Origin of the sequence: Hymenobacter sp. B1770 (genome assembly GCF_049896385.1) — a bacterium.
Lineage (GTDB): Bacteria > Bacteroidota > Bacteroidia > Cytophagales > Hymenobacteraceae > Hymenobacter.
Map to the genome: position 1 here is coordinate 131,512 of NZ_JAFCUF010000001.1, position 19,891 is coordinate 151,402.

Annotated in this window: 19 protein-coding genes; 15 read left to right on the top strand and 4 right to left on the bottom strand. The window is 58.4% G+C overall.

Annotation, left to right across the window (positions count from 1 at the left end):
- Positions 1-47: 47 nt before the first annotated feature.
- Positions 48-518, bottom strand: coding sequence for a ribosome maturation factor RimP (rimP, locus tag ACP7AJ_RS00435; protein ID WP_426058213.1), 471 nt, complete (start codon positions 516-518; stop codon positions 48-50).
- 287 nt (positions 519-805) lie between these two features.
- Here rimP and ACP7AJ_RS00440 point away from each other — a divergent pair, with 287 nt between their 5' ends.
- The 3 genes from ACP7AJ_RS00440 (at position 806) to ACP7AJ_RS00450 (ending at position 3,194) form a co-directional block, all read left to right on the top strand.
- Complete coding sequence (locus ACP7AJ_RS00440) at positions 806-1,333, top strand: DUF2911 domain-containing protein (RefSeq protein WP_426058214.1); 528 nt, start codon at positions 806-808, stop codon at positions 1,331-1,333.
- Between the two features lie 197 nt (positions 1,334-1,530).
- Complete coding sequence (gene selD, locus ACP7AJ_RS00445; RefSeq protein WP_426058215.1) at positions 1,531-2,580, top strand: selenide, water dikinase SelD; 1,050 nt, start codon at positions 1,531-1,533, stop codon at positions 2,578-2,580.
- A gap of 20 nt (positions 2,581-2,600) precedes the next feature.
- The gene (locus ACP7AJ_RS00450; RefSeq protein ID WP_426058216.1) at positions 2,601-3,194 is read left to right on the top strand and encodes a hypothetical protein; all 594 of its coding nucleotides are present in this window, start codon (positions 2,601-2,603) and stop codon (positions 3,192-3,194) included.
- 19 nt (positions 3,195-3,213) lie between these two features.
- Here the strand turns inward: ACP7AJ_RS00450 and ACP7AJ_RS00455 are convergent, their stop codons facing one another.
- Positions 3,214-4,632, bottom strand: coding sequence for a hypothetical protein (locus tag ACP7AJ_RS00455; RefSeq protein WP_426058217.1), 1,419 nt, complete (start codon positions 4,630-4,632; stop codon positions 3,214-3,216).
- Positions 4,633-4,799: 167 nt separating this feature from the next.
- Here ACP7AJ_RS00455 and ACP7AJ_RS00460 point away from each other — a divergent pair, with 167 nt between their 5' ends.
- The 6 genes from ACP7AJ_RS00460 (at position 4,800) to ACP7AJ_RS00485 (ending at position 13,203) form a co-directional block, all read left to right on the top strand.
- Positions 4,800-5,222, top strand: coding sequence for a ribosome-binding factor A (locus ACP7AJ_RS00460; RefSeq protein WP_426058218.1), 423 nt, complete (start codon positions 4,800-4,802; stop codon positions 5,220-5,222).
- An 89-nt stretch (positions 5,223-5,311) separates the two neighbouring features.
- The gene (locus ACP7AJ_RS00465; protein WP_426058219.1) at positions 5,312-6,121 is read left to right on the top strand and encodes a class I SAM-dependent methyltransferase; all 810 of its coding nucleotides are present in this window, start codon (positions 5,312-5,314) and stop codon (positions 6,119-6,121) included.
- 101 nt (positions 6,122-6,222) lie between these two features.
- Positions 6,223-7,455, top strand: a complete 1,233-nt coding sequence (locus ACP7AJ_RS00470) for an ABC transporter permease (protein WP_426058220.1) — start codon at positions 6,223-6,225, stop codon at positions 7,453-7,455.
- A 120-nt stretch (positions 7,456-7,575) separates the two neighbouring features.
- Positions 7,576-10,554 (top strand): DEAD/DEAH box helicase, encoded by a 2,979-nt coding sequence (locus ACP7AJ_RS00475; RefSeq protein ID WP_426058221.1) that lies wholly within the window; start codon positions 7,576-7,578, stop codon positions 10,552-10,554.
- A gap of 171 nt (positions 10,555-10,725) precedes the next feature.
- A complete protein-coding gene (locus ACP7AJ_RS00480; RefSeq protein ID WP_426058889.1) occupies positions 10,726-12,702 on the top strand; it encodes an OmpA family protein in 1,977 nt (658 codons plus the stop codon).
- 60 nt (positions 12,703-12,762) lie between these two features.
- Positions 12,763-13,203: an SRPBCC family protein gene (locus ACP7AJ_RS00485; RefSeq protein ID WP_426058222.1), complete on the top strand. Its 441-nt coding sequence runs from the start codon at positions 12,763-12,765 to the stop codon at positions 13,201-13,203.
- Between the two features lie 5 nt (positions 13,204-13,208).
- Here ACP7AJ_RS00485 and ACP7AJ_RS00490 read toward each other — a convergent pair whose 3' ends face one another.
- Positions 13,209-13,673: a GNAT family N-acetyltransferase gene (locus tag ACP7AJ_RS00490; protein ID WP_426058223.1), complete on the bottom strand. Its 465-nt coding sequence runs from the start codon at positions 13,671-13,673 to the stop codon at positions 13,209-13,211.
- Between the two features lie 68 nt (positions 13,674-13,741).
- Here ACP7AJ_RS00490 and ACP7AJ_RS00495 point away from each other — a divergent pair, with 68 nt between their 5' ends.
- The 6 genes from ACP7AJ_RS00495 (at position 13,742) to ACP7AJ_RS00520 (ending at position 19,356) form a co-directional block, all read left to right on the top strand.
- Entirely contained in the window at positions 13,742-14,938 is a 1,197-nt protein-coding gene (locus tag ACP7AJ_RS00495) for a class I SAM-dependent rRNA methyltransferase (RefSeq protein WP_426058890.1), read from the top strand.
- A gap of 16 nt (positions 14,939-14,954) precedes the next feature.
- Positions 14,955-15,407 (top strand): hypothetical protein, encoded by a 453-nt coding sequence (locus ACP7AJ_RS00500; protein ID WP_426058224.1) that lies wholly within the window; start codon positions 14,955-14,957, stop codon positions 15,405-15,407.
- Positions 15,408-15,444: 37 nt separating this feature from the next.
- A complete protein-coding gene (gene crtD, locus ACP7AJ_RS00505; protein ID WP_426058225.1) occupies positions 15,445-16,953 on the top strand; it encodes a 1-hydroxycarotenoid 3,4-desaturase CrtD in 1,509 nt (502 codons plus the stop codon).
- Positions 16,954-17,020: 67 nt separating this feature from the next.
- Complete coding sequence (locus ACP7AJ_RS00510) at positions 17,021-17,683, top strand: carotenoid biosynthesis protein (protein WP_426058226.1); 663 nt, start codon at positions 17,021-17,023, stop codon at positions 17,681-17,683.
- 90 nt (positions 17,684-17,773) lie between these two features.
- Positions 17,774-18,388: a TetR/AcrR family transcriptional regulator gene (locus ACP7AJ_RS00515; protein WP_426058227.1), complete on the top strand. Its 615-nt coding sequence runs from the start codon at positions 17,774-17,776 to the stop codon at positions 18,386-18,388.
- Positions 18,389-18,858: 470 nt separating this feature from the next.
- Complete coding sequence (locus ACP7AJ_RS00520) at positions 18,859-19,356, top strand: ferritin-like domain-containing protein (RefSeq protein ID WP_426058228.1); 498 nt, start codon at positions 18,859-18,861, stop codon at positions 19,354-19,356.
- A 105-nt stretch (positions 19,357-19,461) separates the two neighbouring features.
- On the opposite strand, the gene ACP7AJ_RS00525 is transcribed toward ACP7AJ_RS00520, so the two are convergent.
- Complete coding sequence (locus ACP7AJ_RS00525) at positions 19,462-19,713, bottom strand: hypothetical protein (RefSeq protein WP_426058229.1); 252 nt, start codon at positions 19,711-19,713, stop codon at positions 19,462-19,464.
- Positions 19,714-19,891 lie beyond the last annotated feature (178 nt).

Here is a 19,891-nt window from a genome sequence, read left to right on the forward strand (position 1 = left end):
CAGTTTTGCACTGACAACTGCCAACGAGCAATTGACAACTGAAAAGCTTACTTAAAGGAGATAACCACTTTGGCTTCCTGAATATCCGTGAAGGGATAAAAGGCGGCGGGCAGTGTCGTTTTCTTGGTTTTCTGTTTGATTACTTCTTCAATTTCTATCCCTTCCGGAGTGGCAGTGGTGAGCACACCGGTTTTCTCGGTGCCGTCGGCGAGCTTAAGGGCTAGGGAGCGGCCGATGTGGCGGGTGTACTGGCGCGGGTCGGTGAGGGGCTGGTCGGCACCGGGACTGGTGACTTCCAGAGAATAGGCGGAATCCTCGCCGTAGTGCTCATCGATGCGGCGCGCCAGGCGGCGGCTGATGGTAGCGCACGCCTGGATGGCTAGGCCGGTGGGGCCATCGAGGGTCACGGTCACTTTCGGCATCACCGAATCGGACACGGTGAGGCCCACGATGAACAGCTCCTCGTCGCCGATGGCGTCCTGGAGCATCTCCAGCAGTAGGGTACGGTCAAAATGCATAACTCAAGAAAAAAGCGGGCAAAAAAAGAGGGGACTGCGCGTCCCCTCTTTGCTAAAGCGAATACCAACTTCGGGTGCAAAGATAGGACAATGGGCGGCGGAATGCAAGGATGGCCCATTTCCGGTGCACCGGCGTGCAGCGCATTGACGGGCCCTTGGCAACGGCGCATCGATGAGCACTACGGCGATAAATTACTGACTTTAAAACCCTAACTGCGCTCTTAGGGTTTCACGGCGCGGGCAACGGACCCAAACCATCACTCCATTTAATTTTAAGCTCTTCACACATGAAAACCATCCAACTCCTTCGCCGCTTCGCTTTCGGCCTAGCCACGTTGCTAACTGCCAGCACGGCCTACGCGCAAACCGAAGCGCCAAAGGAGAAACCCAGTCCCGCTGCTACGGCCAGCGGCAAAATTGGCGCAGCTGATGTAACTGTTAAGTACAGTAGCCCTGCTGTGAAAGGCCGCACCATCTGGGGCGGGCTCGAGCCTTATGGCAAAGTGTGGCGCGCAGGTGCCAACGAGGCCACTACTGTAGAATTCAGCAAGCCGGTGAAGGTGGAAGGCAAAGCCCTCCCCGCAGGCAAGTACAGCCTCTTCATGATTCCAACTGAAAAAGACTGGACTGTCATTTTTAACAAAACGGCCGAGCAGTGGGGAGCTTACAAATACGACGAAAAGCAGGATGCCCTGCGAGTTTCGGTAAAGCCCCGCAAAATCAACACCCTGACCGAACGCCTAGCCTATGAAGTAACACCAAAAGGCCTGGTGCTGCGCTGGGAGTACATGGAAGTACCCGTTGCAGTGAAATAAACGGCCGCCGCAGCCATCATTAGCGGTTTTTGTTGAAGAGGAATGCATGCCTGAGGCCAACTCGCCCGGCTTGCGTTCCTCTTTTTACGTTCAACCCTCTCGGAACTCTCGTTTGAGCTATCACTGCGACTTCAAAACCCTTTGCAGACTTTTGTGGTCCATACCTGGCGGGCCGGACCGGCTTTTTTCTGATTGATATGACTCCCACCACAGACTATAAACTGACTCAGTACAGCCACGGCGCGGGTTGCGGCTGCAAGATTGCGCCAGCCGTGCTCGACCAAATGCTGCACACCAGCATTGCCCAGCCCTACGACGAGCGGCTGCTGGTGGGCAATGCCAGCCGCGACGACGCAGCGGTGTATGACATCGGCGGCGGACAGGCGGTGATTTCGACCACCGATTTTTTCATGCCCATCGTGGACGATGCGTATGATTTTGGCCGCATTGCCTCGGCCAACGCTATCTCGGATGTGTACGCCATGGGCGGGCGGCCCATCATGGCCATTGCGGTGCTGGGCTGGCCCGTCGATAAGCTGCCGCCTGAGGTGGCGCGCCGCGTGCTGGAAGGAGCCCGCAGCATCTGCGCCGAAGCGGGAATTCCGCTGGCGGGTGGGCACAGCATCGACTCGCCCGAGCCGATTTTCGGATTGGCCGTGACGGGCCTGGTCAACATCATCGACCTGAAGCAGAACGACACCGCTACGGCGGGCTCGGAACTGTATTTGACTAAGCCATTGGGCGTGGGCATCCTTACTACGGCCCAGAAAAAGGGCATTTTGCGGGATGAGGACGCGGCGATTGCGCCAGCCCAAATGATGCAGCTCAACAAAATTGGCGCAGAGCTGAGCAAGCTGGGTGCGGTAACGGCCTTGACCGATGTGACGGGTTTCGGCCTGCTCGGCCACCTTTCTGAAGTGTGCGAGGGCAGTGGTCTGACGGCTGAAATCGAGTTTTCGAAAGTACCCCGCCTTTTGGCTGCGGAATCTTATTTGAAGCAAGGGAGCGTGCCAGGGGGCACGGGCCGCAACTGGGCCAGCTACGGTCATAAAGTAGGCCCCATCAGCGACGAGCAGCGAACCTGGCTTTGCGACCCACAAACCTCCGGGGGCTTGCTAGTATGCGTGGCTCCCCAGGGCCGCGAGGCGGTGCTGGAAGTATTTGCCAAGCATGGATTGGCCCTGGAAAGCTTTGGGCACCTGCGGGCGCACCGGGAAAACGAAGCCTGGGTGCAGGTCGGCGCGTAGCGCGGGGCTGGCTTCAACCCATGAAATCTTCTATTCTTCGGCCGCTGCTGGAAGTGGCGATGGTATTGCTCGTGGTTCTGGGCGCGGTGCGCTGGGTAACGGGCCTGTTTTCTAAGCGAACTGCGGTTTACCGCATTACGGCGGCGCGGCAGATGCGCCTGCTATTTTGGCCACTGCTGGCGCTGGGGGCCGGGCTAAGCGTGCTGCCAGCGGTGGCGCTAAGCGGCCAAAGAACCACCTTATTTGAATGGCTGCTGGCCGTTGGTTTTTTGCTGTTTACGCTGGTATTGAGTGGGCCGGCACTGGTGTTATTTCTGCGCTATTGGGCAGTAAACCAAGAGACCGTGTTGCTGTTTCAGCCCACTGAAAATGAGTTCGAGGTGTACGAAGCAGGCCAGCGCGTTGCATTTGAGCGGCGCGACCTCACCCACGTGGAGCGCGTGACATGCAGTGCCCGCCGCACCTTTTGGGCCAAGTACGACTACCTGCGCCTGCACCTGGCCGACGGACGCATCGTTGTGCTCACCTCGCTCCTGACTGACCTCGAGCCCTTGGCGCTATTTCTGCGGAACTTGCCCTTGGAGCGACGCAGCCGGTATTGGTGCTGGGTATAGTGCCTGCCTTGGTTTGTGCTTACTGCTTTACCTGGCGCCGGTAGAGGCCGGGCATGCCGGTAGGCTCGTACGGAGCAAACAGGCCGGGCAGCAGCTGTTTTAAGCGGGGCACTATAGCGGCTTGGTCGAGGAGGTAGTCGGGGGGAGTAGTGCCGATGCGTTGTGCTATTCGCACTACGGCGGCGTATTCGGTCAGGTGCCCAAAATCAACCTGGGAAAGGGCCCAGTCGAGGTAAGGGGTAGCAGGCCGGTTATGGAAATAGGCGCGGTCGTCCTGCCCCAGAATAAGCAAGGTCTGGTTGCGTATGGAAGCATAACGCGGGTCGGGGTGGAGGCCGAAGCGGCTTTCGGCCGGCATTTGCAGTACGGCCTCAAGCCCCGGCACGTGGGCCCGGTAGCGGAGCACAACTGCCGCGTTGAGGATGAGCAAAAGCCCCAGTTCCAGCAGCCACATATGCTGGTAGCGCTGCCACAAAAACAAGCTGAAATACGCCAAGGGTGGCAAAAGCAGCACCAACACGCCTGGGGCAGCGCCCTGCTCCACAGCGGCCGTGGCCATGGCTACCACCAGCCATACTAACATCATCTGCCGAAATTTCACCTGGAAAACCAAGCCCAGGGAAGTACCCAGCGACCGCAGCAAGCCCAGCACCAGCACCAAGCCAGGCACTATCAGGAGCCGTAGCTGCAGGCCGGCGGGCAGGCCGCTGGCAATCAGGTCAGTGAGGCCAGGCTGTAGATGAAACTGTACAAACCCGGGCATGGCCCCGATGTAGAAAAAGAATGTAGCGACCAGCGCATACGGAAAGAAGAATCCGCACAGGAGCAGCAAGGAGCTTCGAAAGGAATTGGCCGCAAAAATGACCACTGCAAACAGGCCCACTATCACAAACAAGCTAAGTGGCAGGTAGCAAAGCGCGCCAAGGCCAATCAGGAAGCCCGCTCGGAACAGCCGGCGGTTGTCGTAGCCTTCGCGCGAAGTGGGCAGCAGCGCGCTCAAGGAAAATACCACAAACGTGTGGCCCAGCAGCAGCGGCGACAGCGTGTCGAGGTCGGTACTGACGCTGCCTACCAGCAGGTAGGTCAGGGTCACTACGTAGCCGCGCTCGGGGTGCACATCGTAGCGGTTCAGAACCATGTTCAACCGAAAGGCCTGCGCCAGCAGTAGTACCAGGGCAAACACCCGGTAGAGCCACACAGGCCGCGAAAGCAGGGCATCGAGCACGGCAAACGTGGCCGCGGCCAGCGGTGCGGTGCCGTCGAACAAGTCCCGATAGGGCATGGCTCCATCGTGCAGCCGCTCGCCCACCAGCAACGCCCGCAGCTCGGCGGCCGTCACGGGCAGGCCCAGCCAGAGCAGAGGCAGGCGCAGGGCCAGCACCAGGATAAGTAAGGCCAGGAGCTGCGCAGGAAGGGAGCTTTTAAAAAAGCGAAGCACCAGTTTGGGGACGAGAGTAAGCCGACAGAGCCGGGATTGAGGGCAAAGGTATTGTTCACCAGCGGGCGCGGCCTGTCCCAAAAAGCTGCTTCCGGCATTTTCCTTTTTGTGCTCGCCCTCGTACCTCTTCTGCCCTACTCTCGCAACCCGTACCTTTGCAGCTTATTATGGAAAGCAAACGACAACAAAAAATGGCGAGCCTGCTCCAACAGGAGCTCGCCCAAGTGCTACAGCGCGACCTGCCGCACCTCTTCGGTGGCGGCCTAGCGCCCGGCATTAGCCTGGTGCGCGTGACACCCGACCTGGGCCAGGCCCGCGTGTACCTGAGCCTGCTTCTGGGCTCCGATGCCAACGACCGCCTCGAAATCATTCGCGAAAACAGCAAGGCTATCCGTCAGGCCTTGGCTAAGCGCATCCGCCAAACGGCCCGGGTAGTGCCGGAGCTCATCTTCTTCCACGACGATAGCGCCGCCTACGCCGCCCACATGGACCAGGTGCTCGGCACCCTGGAGATTCCGCCAGCGCCCAAAGACGACGCCCCCGACGAAGACGAAAAGCCCTCCCGGCCGCGCCTCTTCAAAGGAGAGTAACGGAACGGCGGTGTGACGAAGTGAGCCTTCAGTCACTCCGTCGCCCGGCCTTCTCTCTCCCTACGTTATTCCGCTACTCAGTCATTCCCTTGTATTACGACCCGATTAAGAAGACGCTCGGCCAGGTATTTAACCGCACGCCGTGGTTGCGCCGACTGTTTTATCATTTGCTTGACCTGCTGCTGCTGCGCACCTGGCACGTGCACCGGGAGCTGCGCCAGTGGGCCAAAGGCCGCACCCAGGAGCCGCTCAACATTCTCGATGCGGGTTCCGGCTATGGGCAGTACACGTACTGGCTGAGTGGGCTTAGTTCTAAATGGAATATTCTGGCCGTGGACGTGAAAGACGACCAAGTGGCCGACTCCAATAAGTTCTTCCGGCAGATTGGGCGGCGCAACGTGCAGTTTGCCGTGCAAGATTTGGTGCTCTACCAAGAGCCTAACTCCTTCGATTTGGCCCTGTCAGTAGATGTGATGGAGCACATTCTGGAAGACGTGGAAGTGTTCCGCAACATCCACGCCTCGCTCAAGGACGGGGGCATGCTGCTCATCTCCACGCCCAGCGACCAGGGCGGCTCCGATGTGCACGACGACGGCGAAACCAGCTTCATTGAAGAGCACGTGCGCGACGGCTATAACATCCGCGAGATTCAGCAGAAGCTCAGCACGGCTGGTTTTGAGCGCATCGAGGCCCGCTACGCCTACGGCGAGCCCGGCCAGATTTCGTGGCGCCTCAGCATGAAATACCCCATTCTGATGCTGGGCAAGTCGCGGCTGTTCTTTATTCTGCTGCCATTCTACTACGCTGTCACGTTCCCGTTCTGCTTGCTGTTGAACTGGCTCGATGCCCGCACCGTTCACGATTCGGGCACTGGCCTGATTGTGAAGGCCTGGAAGTAGCAGTTGACGAGTTGAGCAAAGCCAATGGTGAGAGTTGGGTAGCTTTACCTGGAATTGATTGACTCTAACCTGCCCACCTTCTACCCTCCCCCTTCTTTTAGGTGAACGTTCCTCTCCTCATAGCGCGGCGCTATTTCCGTTCCAAGAATAAGCGCAACATCATCACCATCATCTCGAACATCTCGATGATTGGCGTGGCGGTGGGTACTATGGCGTTGATTATTGTGCTGTCGGTTTTCAACGGGCTGGAAGACCTGGTGCGCACGCTCTACGGCAAATCGGACCCCAATCTGGTCATTTCCGCCACCAAGGGCAAGGCTTTCGATGTGGACCGCACCTTCCTGATGAGCTTGGAAAGAATGCCGGGCGTGGCCCTGGTCACGGAGGTTATCGAAGACAATGCCCTGCTGCAGTACCACGACCGCCAGATGGTGGTGAAGATGCGGGGCCTTTCCGACAACTACTTTGGCCAAAGCCAGATAGATGCCAACATCCGCGAGGGCGACCACCGCCTCCGCCGCGACAGCTTAGAGCTTGCCCTGGTGGGCGCCGGCGTGCAGCACGAGCTCAGCATCACCCTGAACAACCGCCTGTCGCCCATGCGCCTGCTGTACCCACGCAACACGCCGGGCAGCAAAACGCTAAGCATGAACCCGGAGAAGGCCTTCAACGAGGAAAATCTGATTGCCGGCGGCGTGTTCCTTATTGAGCAGCACATCGACGACAGCTACATTTTCGTGCCCATCAGCTTTGCGCAGCGGCTGCTGGGCTACACTACCCGCCGCACCGCGCTCTACGTGAAGGTGGGCGGCAGCTTCGAGATTGAGCAGGTGAAGGAGCAGCTCCGCAAGCAGCTCGGCCCCAATTTTAAGGTACAGGACTCGGACGAGCAGCACGTGAGCTTGTTCAAGGCCATCAAGGTGGAGAAGCTGTTTGTGTTCATCACGTTCACGCTCATTCTGCTCATTGCCTCGCTCAATATCTTTTTCTCGTTGTCGATGCTGGTAATTGACAAGAAGAAAGATATTTCGGTACTGCTTGCCATGGGCGCCACCGAACAAACCGTGCGGCGCACCTTCCTGCTGGTGGGCGCCATTGTGGCGCTGGTGGGGGCAGCAACTGGCTTGGTGCTGGGCGTGGCCTTGTGCTGGGCGCAGCAGCAGTTTGGCTTTGTGAGCATGGGCATGGCCACGAGCGTAGTGGATGCTTACCCGGTGAAGATGCAGCTTTCTGATTTGATTTTTACCTGTGCCTCCATCATCTTCATCACCTTAGCAGTAAGCATACGCCCTGCCCTGAATGCGAGCAAGTTGGATTTGCGGGAGAATTTATAACGCGGCATGCATCCTTGAGTGCTGAGGGCCGTAAGCGCGTAACTACCCTCTACCGCTGTAAAGCTCTACAATGCTCGTTTCCGCTTTCAGCCCTACCTTGCGCTCCACGCGTGTCCGGCTATGAAAGTATCTACCTCAGAACCGTTTCAGATTGTTTACTCGCTCTTCGAGCACGAGTTCCTCGGCCATTTGTTTGCGGCTTTCGTAGTGCAGTTGGGTCCCCGTGACCAATTAACGCTTCTGCATCAGACGGTTTCGGGCAAAAATGCGCACGAGTTTGAGGCGGGCCTCGATGCCACCGACTTCGAGCTGGTGGAGCTCTGCGACCAGATTCAGCAGGAAGCAGTGGTGAAAGAGTTCTGGCCCCGCAAAATCGCGACGGCCGAATTTTTCCTTAAAACCTACAACGCCGAAAAGGGCGACAAGCCTCTGCAGGATGCCATTTCGCGGCATGTGCAAACACGCATGGCGGCCATTCTGGCCAAGCTGGCGGGGAAGCGCGTATTTATCATGGGCCGCGATGGTGAGCCGACGTGGAAAGAAATTGGGCTGGCGCCTTCCAAAGCGTCCATCCTGTTCCACTTCCGCCGCAACGAGGACGGTACGCACTATTTCCCCACCATTCAGTACCAGAATCAGCGCCTCGACTTTCAGTACAAGGACGCGCTATTGGTGTGCCTGCAGCCGGCCTGGCTGTTGCTGGGCGACTTGCTTTATTCCTTCCGCACGGAAGTGGACGGGCGCAAATTGCTGCCGTTTCTGAAGAAGAAGTTTATTGTAGTGCCCCGCAACGTGGAGGAAAGCTACTTTCAGAAATTTGTGGCGCCGCTCATGGAATCGTTTGAGGTGCACGCCCGCGGCTTCGATATCCGGTCGGAGCGCTATGTGGCGCGGCCCCGGCTTACGTTCAGCGATGCCATTCCGGCAGCGCCCGCGCCTGAAGCGCCAGTTCGCCCGCCCGGACCACCGCGCCGCGGTCGCATTCCGCTGCCCAAGCCCGTAGCGCCCGTGCTCACGGGCCCCGAAACCGAGCAGATTCACTTCGAATTGAGCTTCCGCTACGGGCCGCACCTCATGCCGCTGGGTACCGATAAGCCGGTGAGCGTGCGGTTAGAAAAAACCGCCGACAGCTACGTGTTCCACCGCCTGCTGCGCAACCCGGAGCAAGAGCAAGCAACAGTGGCCGAACTGCGCGAGCGCCAGCTCACGGTAGAAAACGGCCAGGCCGTGTTACCGAAGAGCGAAGCCTTCAAGTGGCTGCACGAGAATACCATGGTCTTGGCCGAGCTGGGCTACACGGTGGAAGCGGCTTCGACTGCTACCAAGAGCTACTTCATAGGGCCCACCAGCGTGCACGTCGGGATTCAGGAGTCTGGCGACTGGTTTGACGTGCGCGGCACGGTGCACTTCGGTGATATTGAAATACCGTTTATCCGGCTGCGCGGGCACATTTTGCAGCGACGCCGGGAGTTCAAGCTGCCCAACGGTCAGATTGCCATCATCCCCGAGGAGTGGTTTACGGACTACCTCGAGCTGTTTGCCTTCGGCGAAGAAACCCCGGAAGGCCTCAACCTACGCCGCCACCACCTGGCGTTGGTAGCCGATTTGCAGAGCAATGAGCTGGCCACCGTGCGCATGGGCCGCAAGCTGGCCAAGCTGCGCGATTTCGCCGAAGTAGAAGACCACCCCCTGCCCACGGGCTTCCTGGGCGAGCTGCGGCCCTACCAAAAGGCTGGCTACAATTGGCTGCGTTTTGTGCAGGACTACCATTTTGGCGGCTGCCTGGCCGACGACATGGGCCTGGGTAAAACCGTCCAAACGCTGGCCATGCTGCAGCACCGCCGCGAAAGTGGGGAGGCCCAGGGCGCGGCGTCGCTACTGGTATTACCTACTTCTTTGGTATTTAATTGGCTGGCTGAGGCGGAGAAGTTTACGCCCGACCTGCGCATTCTGGCTTACACCGGCACTTACCGCGACAAAAACCCCGACCGCTTTGCCGACTACGACGTGGTGCTGACCAGCTACGGCATCGTGCGTCTGGACACGGAACTGCTGGCCGGCTACAAGTTCGACTACGTTATTCTGGATGAGTCGCAGGCCATCAAAAATCCGTCGTCGACTACCTCGCAGGCCGTGCGGCAACTGCGCTCCAAACACCGGCTGATTCTGACGGGTACGCCTGTAGAAAACAGCACCATGGATTTGTGGTCGCAGATGTCGTTCATCAACCCGGGCTTGCTGGGCACGCAGGCATTTTTCCGCAAGGAGTTCCTGAAACCCATTGAGAAGCACCAGGACGAAGGCCGCACCCGGCGCCTGCACGCCCTCATTAAGCCGTTTATTCTGCGGCGGCACAAAGCCCAAGTGGCTAAGGAGTTGCCTGAGAAAACTGAACAGCTCAGCTACTGCCCCATGACGGAGGAGCAGGCCCACGCCTACGAAGAAACCAAGAGCTTCTACCGCAATAAAATCCTGCGCAACCTCGACGAGAACGGGCCGGCAAATACGCAGTTTCTGCTGCTGCAAGGCCTGACGCGCCTGCGCCAGATTGCCAACCATCCGCGCCTGGCCGATGAAAACTACACCCACGAATCGGGCAAACTGCGCGAGGTGCTGCGAATGATTCGCAACGTGGTGGCTGAGGGGCACAAGGTATTGGTGTTTAGTCAGTTTGTACAGCACCTGGCTTTGGTGCGGGCAGCGCTGGATGAGCGTCAGCTCGACTACGCCTACCTTGACGGTGCCACCCGCGACCGGCCAAAAGAAGTGGCGCGCTTCCAGGAAAACGAGGACTTAAAAATCTTCCTCATCAGCCTGAAAGCCGGCGGCGTGGGCCTCAACCTCACCGCAGCTGACTACGTCTTCATTCTTGACCCCTGGTGGAACCCTGCCGTGGAGGCCCAGGCCGTGGACCGCGCCCACCGCATTGGCCAGCAGCGGCCGGTGTTTACCTACAAGTTCATCACCCAAGGCACGGTGGAAGAGAAAATCCTGGCCCTGCAACGCCGCAAGCTGGCGCTAGTGAGCGAGCTGATTGCCACCGACGAGGCCGTTATCAAGCACTTGACACGGGCCGACATCGAGGAACTGCTGGGGTAAATTTTGAATGGCTTACCAGTGGCATTAGGGTCGTTGGCAGGCCACTCTTAGCCCAGGCTTTGAGACTGGGAGTAAACGGGCAGTATGTTTTTCGCGGGAAACGGCGTTTCTTTACTTGTGATGTGATTTTATCTATCTCAAACAGTATTGTTAACGTCCGAGCTATTTTTGATGAAGGTTTTTCTGTTGCTGGTGCTGCTCTTAAGCCCGGCGGCGCTTTATGCGCAGCAGGAGGCAGCGCCGCCCCCCACGGTATTCACCGATGCCAAAGGCCGTTACCAAATTGCTTACCCCACCTCTTGGCAAGTGCGCAAAGGCATCGACGGTGCTGAAGCGACGTTCTACGCCACCGCTGCCCGCCCTGCTCCCGCCTACGTAACCCTTACCACCCAACTGCTCCCCATCCAGCAGAAAGACCTGAAGCTCACGTTACGCGGGGGCCAAGACTCCGTATGGCGCATCATTCAGCGGCTGCCCCGTTCCCAGGTGCTGGGCCTCGACCAGCAGGATTTAGGCAGCTACGAGGAGATACGCTACGAGTATCTGTACACTCATTCGTCGGCTGTACCAACGCGCCTGCACGTGGTGGGGCGCCGGGTGTGGCGAGGGGGCTACCAATTTCAAATTGAATACCGCGGGGAGGTCAGTCAAGATGCCCAGTACCTGGCCGAGGGCAAGGAGCTAGTAGATTCTTTTGCTTTCACTGAAAAAGCCTGGCCCAGCCTCCGCTACGCTGCCCAGGTGTGCGACAATAAGTTTTATGGCATTGCCGCCACGGGCTTCTACAACGGCCGGTGGGAAGACGACTGCCGCACCATCCACGAGTTTCCGGCCAACGACTTGACGGCGGCGCCCAAAGTTCACCGCCGGGTGCTGCCCTTCCAGTCGTACGCGCTGGCTAAGGGCTTCGACAACTGCCTGTACTCCGTAACGAAAGCGCCCACCGATGCGCCCGAATACGTGTACCGCTACGACCCCGTGACCCGCAAGGGCGCCTATACCACCTGGCAACTCCCAGCCCAAGGCTCGGAGAACGTATGGATTTCGGCTGCAACCGACGACCGGGGCGACCTCTACTTCAACAGCTCCGACGGCAACCTGCTCGTGAAGGTGACGCCTTCCACCGGCAAGGTGACGGTGGTCTGGTTCAACGACCCCATGCAGAAAGCGCCATTTTATTACGAAATAACCTTTCCCGGCGCGGGCACGCACGGCAACTTCTGTCTCGATGATGCCAACACCATGTACCGGGTGTACAGCACCGACGGCTCCTTGCTCAAAGTCAACCTAAAAACCGCCCGAGCCCACCCCGAGCGCATGAAGTTAGAGGGCCTGCCCAAGCGCGGCGGCTACAGCGACCTGCTGATGCAAAACGATGCCGGCGGTCGCCGCCGGCTCTACCTGGCCGGCCCCAAAGCCGTGTATCAGGTCGACATGGCCCGCCGCCGGGCTACCCTAGTACGCAAAGGCACCTATACCGACTTGGCGGGCTGCAACCTGTTTCAGGTGCCGCCCCGCATGGCGCCGGCCCCACCGCCGCCCGCCGCCGCCACTTGGCGGGGACGCGTGCTGAATGCCGCCACCTACCAGCCCTTGTCCGAAGCACAATTGCGTCTAGGGCTGGGCGGCTTCGGCAACGTGGTGCGGCTTAACCCCAATGGCACTTTTTCTTACCAGGGCAAGCCCGGCACCACTTATACCTACCATGCCCAGCTCACGGGCTACATTGCCACCGACAGCACCTGGACGGCCGGCCCAGGGCCCTACGTGCGCGATATTCTGCTGCAGCCCCTGAGTGTGGGCACCACCGTGGCGCTCGACAACGTGAAGTTTGAGCAGGGCCAGGCGGTGCTGCTGCCCACCTCGTTTCCGGCGCTTAACAAACTCGTGAGCCTGCTCACCGACAACCCCGGCATGACCATTGAGCTGCGCGGCCACACTGACAACGTGGGCCCGCCCGAGAAAAATGTAGTGCTCAGCGAGCAGCGCGTGGGCACCGTAAAGGCCTACCTCGTGGAGCGGGGCATTGCCGAGGCGCGCATCACCGGCATTGGTTTTGGCGGGGCCGAGCCCATGGCCAGCAACAACCAGGAAAACACCCGCAGGCTCAACCGGCGGGTAGAATTCCGCATAACCGGCGTGCAGTAGGCAGCTGCCCTGCAAGCCGCTGCAAACAAAGCCTGGCTGGTACCGTTGTGATGACTACTTATGCACGTCACCCTCCGAACCGCCGTAGCTCAGCCGCCCGCTAAGGTGATGGCCGGCTTTACCCGCGCACTTTTTGTAGCCTTGGCGCCCCCGTTTCCCAAGCTTCGGGTGCTACGGTTTGATGGCTGCGCAACCGGCGACCAGGTCGAAATCGAGCTCAACACCTTGGTGAAGCGCTTGAAATGGACCTCCTTGATTGTTGACCACGGCCAACTGCCCGATGGCACGCACTTTTTCATCGACGAAGGCCAGGTGATGCCCCCGCCCCTGCGCTACTGGCGCCACCGCCACCTCATTGAGCCCGGCCCCCACGGCGGCAGCGTGATTGTGGATGCGCTGGAATACCGCACGGCCTCGCCTCTGCTCGATGCGGTGCTGTACCCGGCCATGTGGGCGCAGTTTGCCTGGCGCAAGCCCATCTACCGGCGTTGGTTCAGCTAGGCCGGCTATAGGTCGAGTGCCATCTTCACATCGGTGCGCTGGTACGACGTGGGCGGCACCGGCACGTGCCGGAACCCTAGCTTCTCGTACAGTCTGAGGGCCGGACCGAGCCGCGAGTTGGATAGAAGCTCGACGCGGTGGGCACCCAGTTGGCGGGCTTTCTCAATAATGGCTTGGCCCAAAGCCCAGCCAATGCCCAGGCCCTGTGCCCGGGGCGACACAGCCATTTTAGCCAATTCATACACGCCGTCGTGCTCCTTGATGAGAGCGCAGGTACCCATAATTTCTCCGCCGTGCCGGGCCATGAAGATGTGGCCGCCGGGCGCCAGAATGTAGCCTTCGGGGTTGTCCAGCATTTCATTGTCGATGGGCTCGATGCTGAAGTAGTGTGAAATCCACTCGTGGTTGAGGGCGCGAAAAGTGGGCTGGTGAGCCGGTTCGTAGTCGAGAATGGTGAGGTCGTTGGTCATAGCGCAGCAGGTGCTAAAAGTCGAACGCAAAGTTCGTACAACGGGCACCGTACCTTTGCAGACCTATGCTGAACCCCGCCACCATCGTCCTCAAAAACGGAAAAGACCACTCCCTGCGCCGCCGCCACCCCTGGGTATTCTCGGGCGCCATTGCCCGCGTGAAGGGCGACACCCACGAGGGCGACCCCGTGCGTGTAGAAGCCATTGACGGCGAGCTGCTGGGCGTGGGCCACTTTTCGGGTGGCGGCTCCATTGCCGTGCGCATGCTCGATTTCGGCGTGAACGCCAACCTGCCATCACCCGAATTCTGGGAGAAGAAGCTGCGCGAAGCCTACCAGCTGCGCCAGCGTCTGGGTCTCACCGGCACGGCCGATACCAACGTGTTCCGCCTCGTGCACGCCGAAGGCGACGGCCTGCCCGGCCTGATTATCGACGTGTACGGCGACGTGGCCGTGGTGCAGGCTCACAGCGTGGGCATGTACCGCGCCCGCCCCGAGATTGCGGCGGCCCTGCAAGCCGTGTTCGGTGATAAGCTGCGCGCCATTTACGACAAGAGCGCCGAAACCGTGCCCGGCAACGCCGTGCCCGACGCCCAAAACGGCTACCTCATGGGCGAGAGCACCGGCGCCGAGCACCTGGTGAGCGAAAACGGCCACCAGTTCGCCGTGGACTGGGAAACCGGCCAGAAAACCGGCTTTTTCATCGACCAGCGCGACAACCGTGCCCTGCTGGCCCGCTACTCACCCGGCCGCAAGGTGCTCAACACCTTCTGCTACACCGGTGGCTTCTCGGTATATGCCCTGGAGGCCGGTGCCGAGCTGGTGCACTCCGTCGATTCGAGCAAGAAAGCCATTGCCCTCACCGAGCGCAACGCCGAGCTCTCGAACCACGCCGAGCGCCACGCCGCCTATCCCGACGACGTGCTGGGCTTCCTTAAAAACCACTCGGCCCAATACGACCTGCTAGTGCTCGACCCGCCCGCTTTTGCCAAGCACATGGGCGCCCGCCACGCCGCCCTTATGGGCTACAAGCGCCTAAACGCGGCCGGCATTGCGCACCTGGCTCCCGGCGGGCTGCTGTTCACGTTCAGCTGCTCGCAGGTAGTGAGCCCGGAGCTGTTCGAAGGAGCCGTATTGGCTGCGGCCATCGAGGCAGGCCGCCCGGCGCGCATCCTGCACCGCCTCACGCAGCCGGCCGACCATCCAGTGAGCTTATTTCACCCGGAGGGAGCTTATTTGAAAGGGCTGGTGCTAGCGGTGGAGTAGTATAGAGCCCACAAGGATGGACACATTGCATACTCCTTGGGACTTCAATGTTGGAACTCAGCAATTTGTCGCGCATGACCACAGCCAGTCCCTTCGTTATCAATTTGATTGCTTAAACGAAATAGGTATGGGCGGGCCTCTGCGTGGGCCTTGCTTATGGGTAATGCCTGACGGCAAAGAAGTGCAGATACATGCCAATTGCGGCGGGCCTCCGGTTTGGCAGCAGCAGGGGAATTACGTGGCCATTTCTATTTGGAAATTTTCTTGGCTTACTAGCTGGACCACCCAAATAGGCGTTTTGGAACCAGCGAGCAAACAATTGATTTTATTTAAAAAATCATTTAAGGCACTGCATTTAAAGCAGTTCGATGGGTGCCTGATAACTGGTGTTGACAGCCCAATTTATTTGCCTGAAGCGCTACAGTTTGACACATCCGTCGCTACAATAGAGCGCATAATTCAACTATAGTGCTCACACTTTGCCGCATTAACTTGTTTACGGTAAGATGAAAAAAAGTAGTGCGTCCAGGCAGAAGAGTACTTCCAAACAACCCGTCGCCATTATCGGCGCGGGCATAGCCGGGCTGGCTACGGCAGTGCGCTTGGCGGTGGCTGGCCACGCCGTTACGGTGTTCGAGGCCAGCAGCACGTTTGGGGGCAAGATGCACCAGTTCAGCATGCCGGGTGGCTATCGTTTCGATGCCGGGCCGTCGCTTTTCACGCTGCCTCAGCTGGTGGATGATATTTTCCGGCTGGCTCTCCGCGAGCCGAGCGAATACTTCCGCTACGAGCGGCTTGACCCTATCACCAACTACTTCTTTGCCGATGGCACGCGGCTCACGGCCTGGGCCGACTCCCAGAAATTCGCGGCCGAAGTCGAGGAAAAGCTGGGCACGCCCGCCGCGGACGTGACGCAGTTTCTGGCCCGCGGCGGCAAGGCTTACGACGCCACGGCCGGCACCTTCTTGCACAAGTCGCTGCACAAGGCCAAAACCTACCTCAGCACCGAAACATTAAAGGCCCTGGCGGCCCTTCCCGCTCTGGGCCTGCTGGGCACCATGCACCAGCGTCACGAAAAAGCATTTTCCGACCCGCGCTTGGTGCAGCTCTTCGACCGATACGCGACCTACAACGGCTCGGACCCCTACCAGGCGCCGGCTACGCTGAGCATGATTCCGCACCTGGAGCACGGCATTGGCGCTTTTTATCCCGAGGGCGGCATCTACGCCATTGCCGAAAGCCTGGCGAAGCTGGCCGCCGAGTTCGGCGTAAAATTCCGGTACAACGAACCCGTGGAGGAGATTGTGACTGCCGAAGGCCGCGTGACTTGCGTGCGCACCGCGCAGGATGTCTACGACTATGGCCGGGTGGTGAGCAACATGGACGTGGTGCCCACCTACCGCCGCCTGCTGCCCCGCGAGCCCGCGCCGGAGCGCACGCTCAGTCAGCCTCGCTCTTCCTCGGCCCTTATTTTCTACTGGGGCATCAGCCACGAGTTTCCGGAGCTGGACCTGCACAACATCTTCTTCTCGGCCGACTACCAAATTGAATTTCAGGCCATTTTTCAAGACAGAACCGTGGCCGACGACGTGACCGTTTACGTCAACATCACCGCCAAAAAAACGCCTGCCGACGCCCCAGCCGGTCACGAAAACTGGTTTGTGATGGTGAACGTGCCCCACGACCAAGGCCAGGACTGGGAAGCGCTGACTGCCAAAACCCGGGGCGTGGTCCTCCGTAAGCTGAGCCAAGCCCTGGGCACCGACCTTGAGCCCCTGATAGCTGCCGAGAGAGTATGGACGCCCCCAGGCATTGCCGCCGACACTTCATCGTTTGGCGGCGCGCTTTACGGCAGCTCTTCAAACAACGCGCTAGCGGCATTTCTACGGCACCCCAACTTTTCGGGTCGGCTGGAAGGATTGTACTTTTGCGGTGGCTCGGTGCACCCAGGTGGCGGCATTCCGTTATGCTTGCTGTCAGCCAAAATTGTTTCGTCTCTTATCAATGAAGAATAAAGAAGGAGCTAAGAAGTAAATCAATCACGATTCTTTGTTCCTCGCGCTTCGTTCCTCATTCTTCCATATGGTTGATTACACCGAGCCGCTACCGGCCGTGAATACCCGCCGGCTGCGCGTGGCCCAAGGCCTGGTGCTGCTGTTCCACATCACGGGCTTTGTGGGGCTGGCCTTTGCCGACGACCCCAGTTTCTACCTGCGTTTTACGCCCCTCACGCTGTTGCTCACGGCGGGTCTGCTGTTCTCGTTTCAGCCGGGCCGCGGTGCCGCCTTCTGGAGCTTCTGCATCGTGGCGGCCTTGCTAGGCTTTACTGCCGAGGTGATTGGGGTGCACTTGAGCTGGTTTTTTGGTCACTACCGCTACGGCGACACACTGGGCTACAAAGTGTTCGATGTGCCGTTGGCCATTGGCCTCAACTGGCTGGTGCTGACTTATAGCTGCGGCATTCTGGCGCGCTACATTCCCCTACCCGAGCTCCCGCGCACCATTCTGGCGGCCTTACTCATGCTGGGCCTTGATATGTGCATGGAACCAGTGGCCAGCACCTACGACTTCTGGCACTGGACCGCCAACGTGATTCCTTTTCAGAACTTCCGCGACTGGTTCATTTTGGCCTGCATACTGCAAATGCTGTTCAACCGAGCTAATTTTACCAAAGCCAACCCCCTGGTGCCACTGGTCTATCTAACACAATTGCTGTTTTTCTTCCTGTTGGGCGCTTTACAATAAGCTATTTTTCAACAACCTATCTAGTTTTTGAGGCGTAGCGAACTAACTAAGTCATTATTTAGTTAGACCGTTTCTTAGTCCTTTTCGTCTATGCCCAATGCTACTCCCGTGACCGTTTCTCTGGAACCGGCCATGCCTGTTTTTTACAAATACGGGCTTCTTAAGGCTCCCGAGAGCCTACTAGCCCAAGCTCTTTCCATTTCAGTCGACGACCTTAAGGTATACTATCCTGACCGAGCCAAGCTGGTGCACAGCACCGTGCTAGCCGATATGGAACGCCAAAAGCGCGAGCACACTGCTCTCTATGCGCAGTATCCGTCGGCTGTAGAGCGCCTATACGGCCTGCTGCAATTAGGTCTGCGCGATTTGAACACGATTCCGGGTGGCTTTTACAGCGACCTCCAATCTGACTTCCCGCAGGCTTGGGAGGCTATGCTCGAGCACCTGAATACCTATTCGGCCCCACAGCTGCAGCAGCTGCTCAACGACGGCATCCGCAACAAGGTGTTCCGTTCCGACATCAATATCAATCTGGTGACCAAGATATTGATGGAGCAGCTCAACATGATGCTCAACCCCAACGTGTTTTCTCCCGAGCGCTACAACATGGCGGAGGTTTTTCGCAGCATTTTCCTCTATTACATTCGCGGCATTTGCACCGACGAGGGGGCTCGTATCGCGGCTGAGCATTTCACTCGCCTCTAGCCAAGGGCCGTTCACAACAGCTACCTAGGAGGTGATAGCGGCCGCAATTTCAAATCAGGGCAACGCTGCCTATCAAGCCTGGGGCCGGTATGCAAGTAAGCATACTGGCCCCAGGCTTTTACGCTTGAGCTTATAGCTGAGCAACGCCATTTGCCATTCTTCGTGTCTCCCAGAAAAGTGGCTCCGGACCGGCGTGCGCCTAAAAATCTGCTTCGGAAAGTACGGATTTTCAATTACGTATTTTTCGCGCTGTCGCTGAGGCTGAATATTGTTTCAAACCTTTAACATTCTGCCTAATAACACAATATAGATAAGTCATAGAAAATGGTACCCCTCTCAGGAAGCATGGCTATAACGGCCAGCTGCTACCCCAGTGGCAGCCTTAACGTAGAGAAAGCTAGCATAATCTAACCCGCTCTTGGGCTGGTTATTAGTACCCTCTCATTTTTTCCCACCTAATTACTCCTGTTATGTTCTTCGACAAAATGGAAACCCTCGACGACTTGTTTGAGATGCAACTCAAAGACTTGTACAGCGCCGAGACTCAGTTGGTGAAGGCCCTGCCCATGATGGCTGAAAAAGCCAAAGATGGTCGTCTTCGCGCCGGTTTCGAGCGGCATTTGCGCGAAACAGAGAAGCAGGTAGAGCGCCTGGAGCGCATTGGTAAAAACCTGAACGTGGACCTCGACGGCCATACTTGCAAAGCCATGGCCGGCCTGATTGCGGAGGGCCAGGAAACAATGTCGGAGCGTGCCACCGATGAAGTAATGGATGCCGCCCTGATTGCCGCCTCGCAGCGCATCGAGCACTACGAAATTTCGGGTTACGGCACGGCTGCTCACTTCGCCGAGCGCCTGGGCCACAACGAAGCCGCCGACCTTCTGCGCCAGACCCTGGAAGAAGAACAACTAACTGATACTAAGCTCAATGAGCTTGCAAAAAACTACCTGAACGCCAAGGCGATGTAATACTGAGCATTAACACAAAGCGCCCCCACGGCCTGTGCGTCCACTTACAAGGACACAACTGGCGGTGGGGGCGCTTTGCGTTATGAAAAGCGCTGCAGGCAGGGCTTATTGGTGTTGAAGCACCCCAAACTCTTGAGGCTGCAGTGCAAAATGGTCGACCATGCGGCCAATGGCCTGGCCCAGAGTAGCGTCCCCGGCAACGTAGTTCTGCAAATGCGCAATAATGGCGTCATCGAGCGGCTGGGCTTTATTGGCCAGAAACGTAACGGCACATTCCGCTACGTACTTACGACGATTCCAGGCCCCGTGCTGCTCGGGGCTAAGATTAAGGGGCTGGGGCAAAAAGGAAGAAGACATAGCGCAGGTGAAAAGTTGTATAGAACAGTGAAGAAGGGTGCGGGTGAGGTAGAAAGACCGGCTAAGTCAGGGCCGTTTCTTTCAGTAGTTTAGTTTGTCTACTGGCAAAAAGGCTACTAAAGGAAGTTTTTCGGAGCAATCAAATCGGCGTTTGGAAAGGTCCTTGGCACTTGCCCAA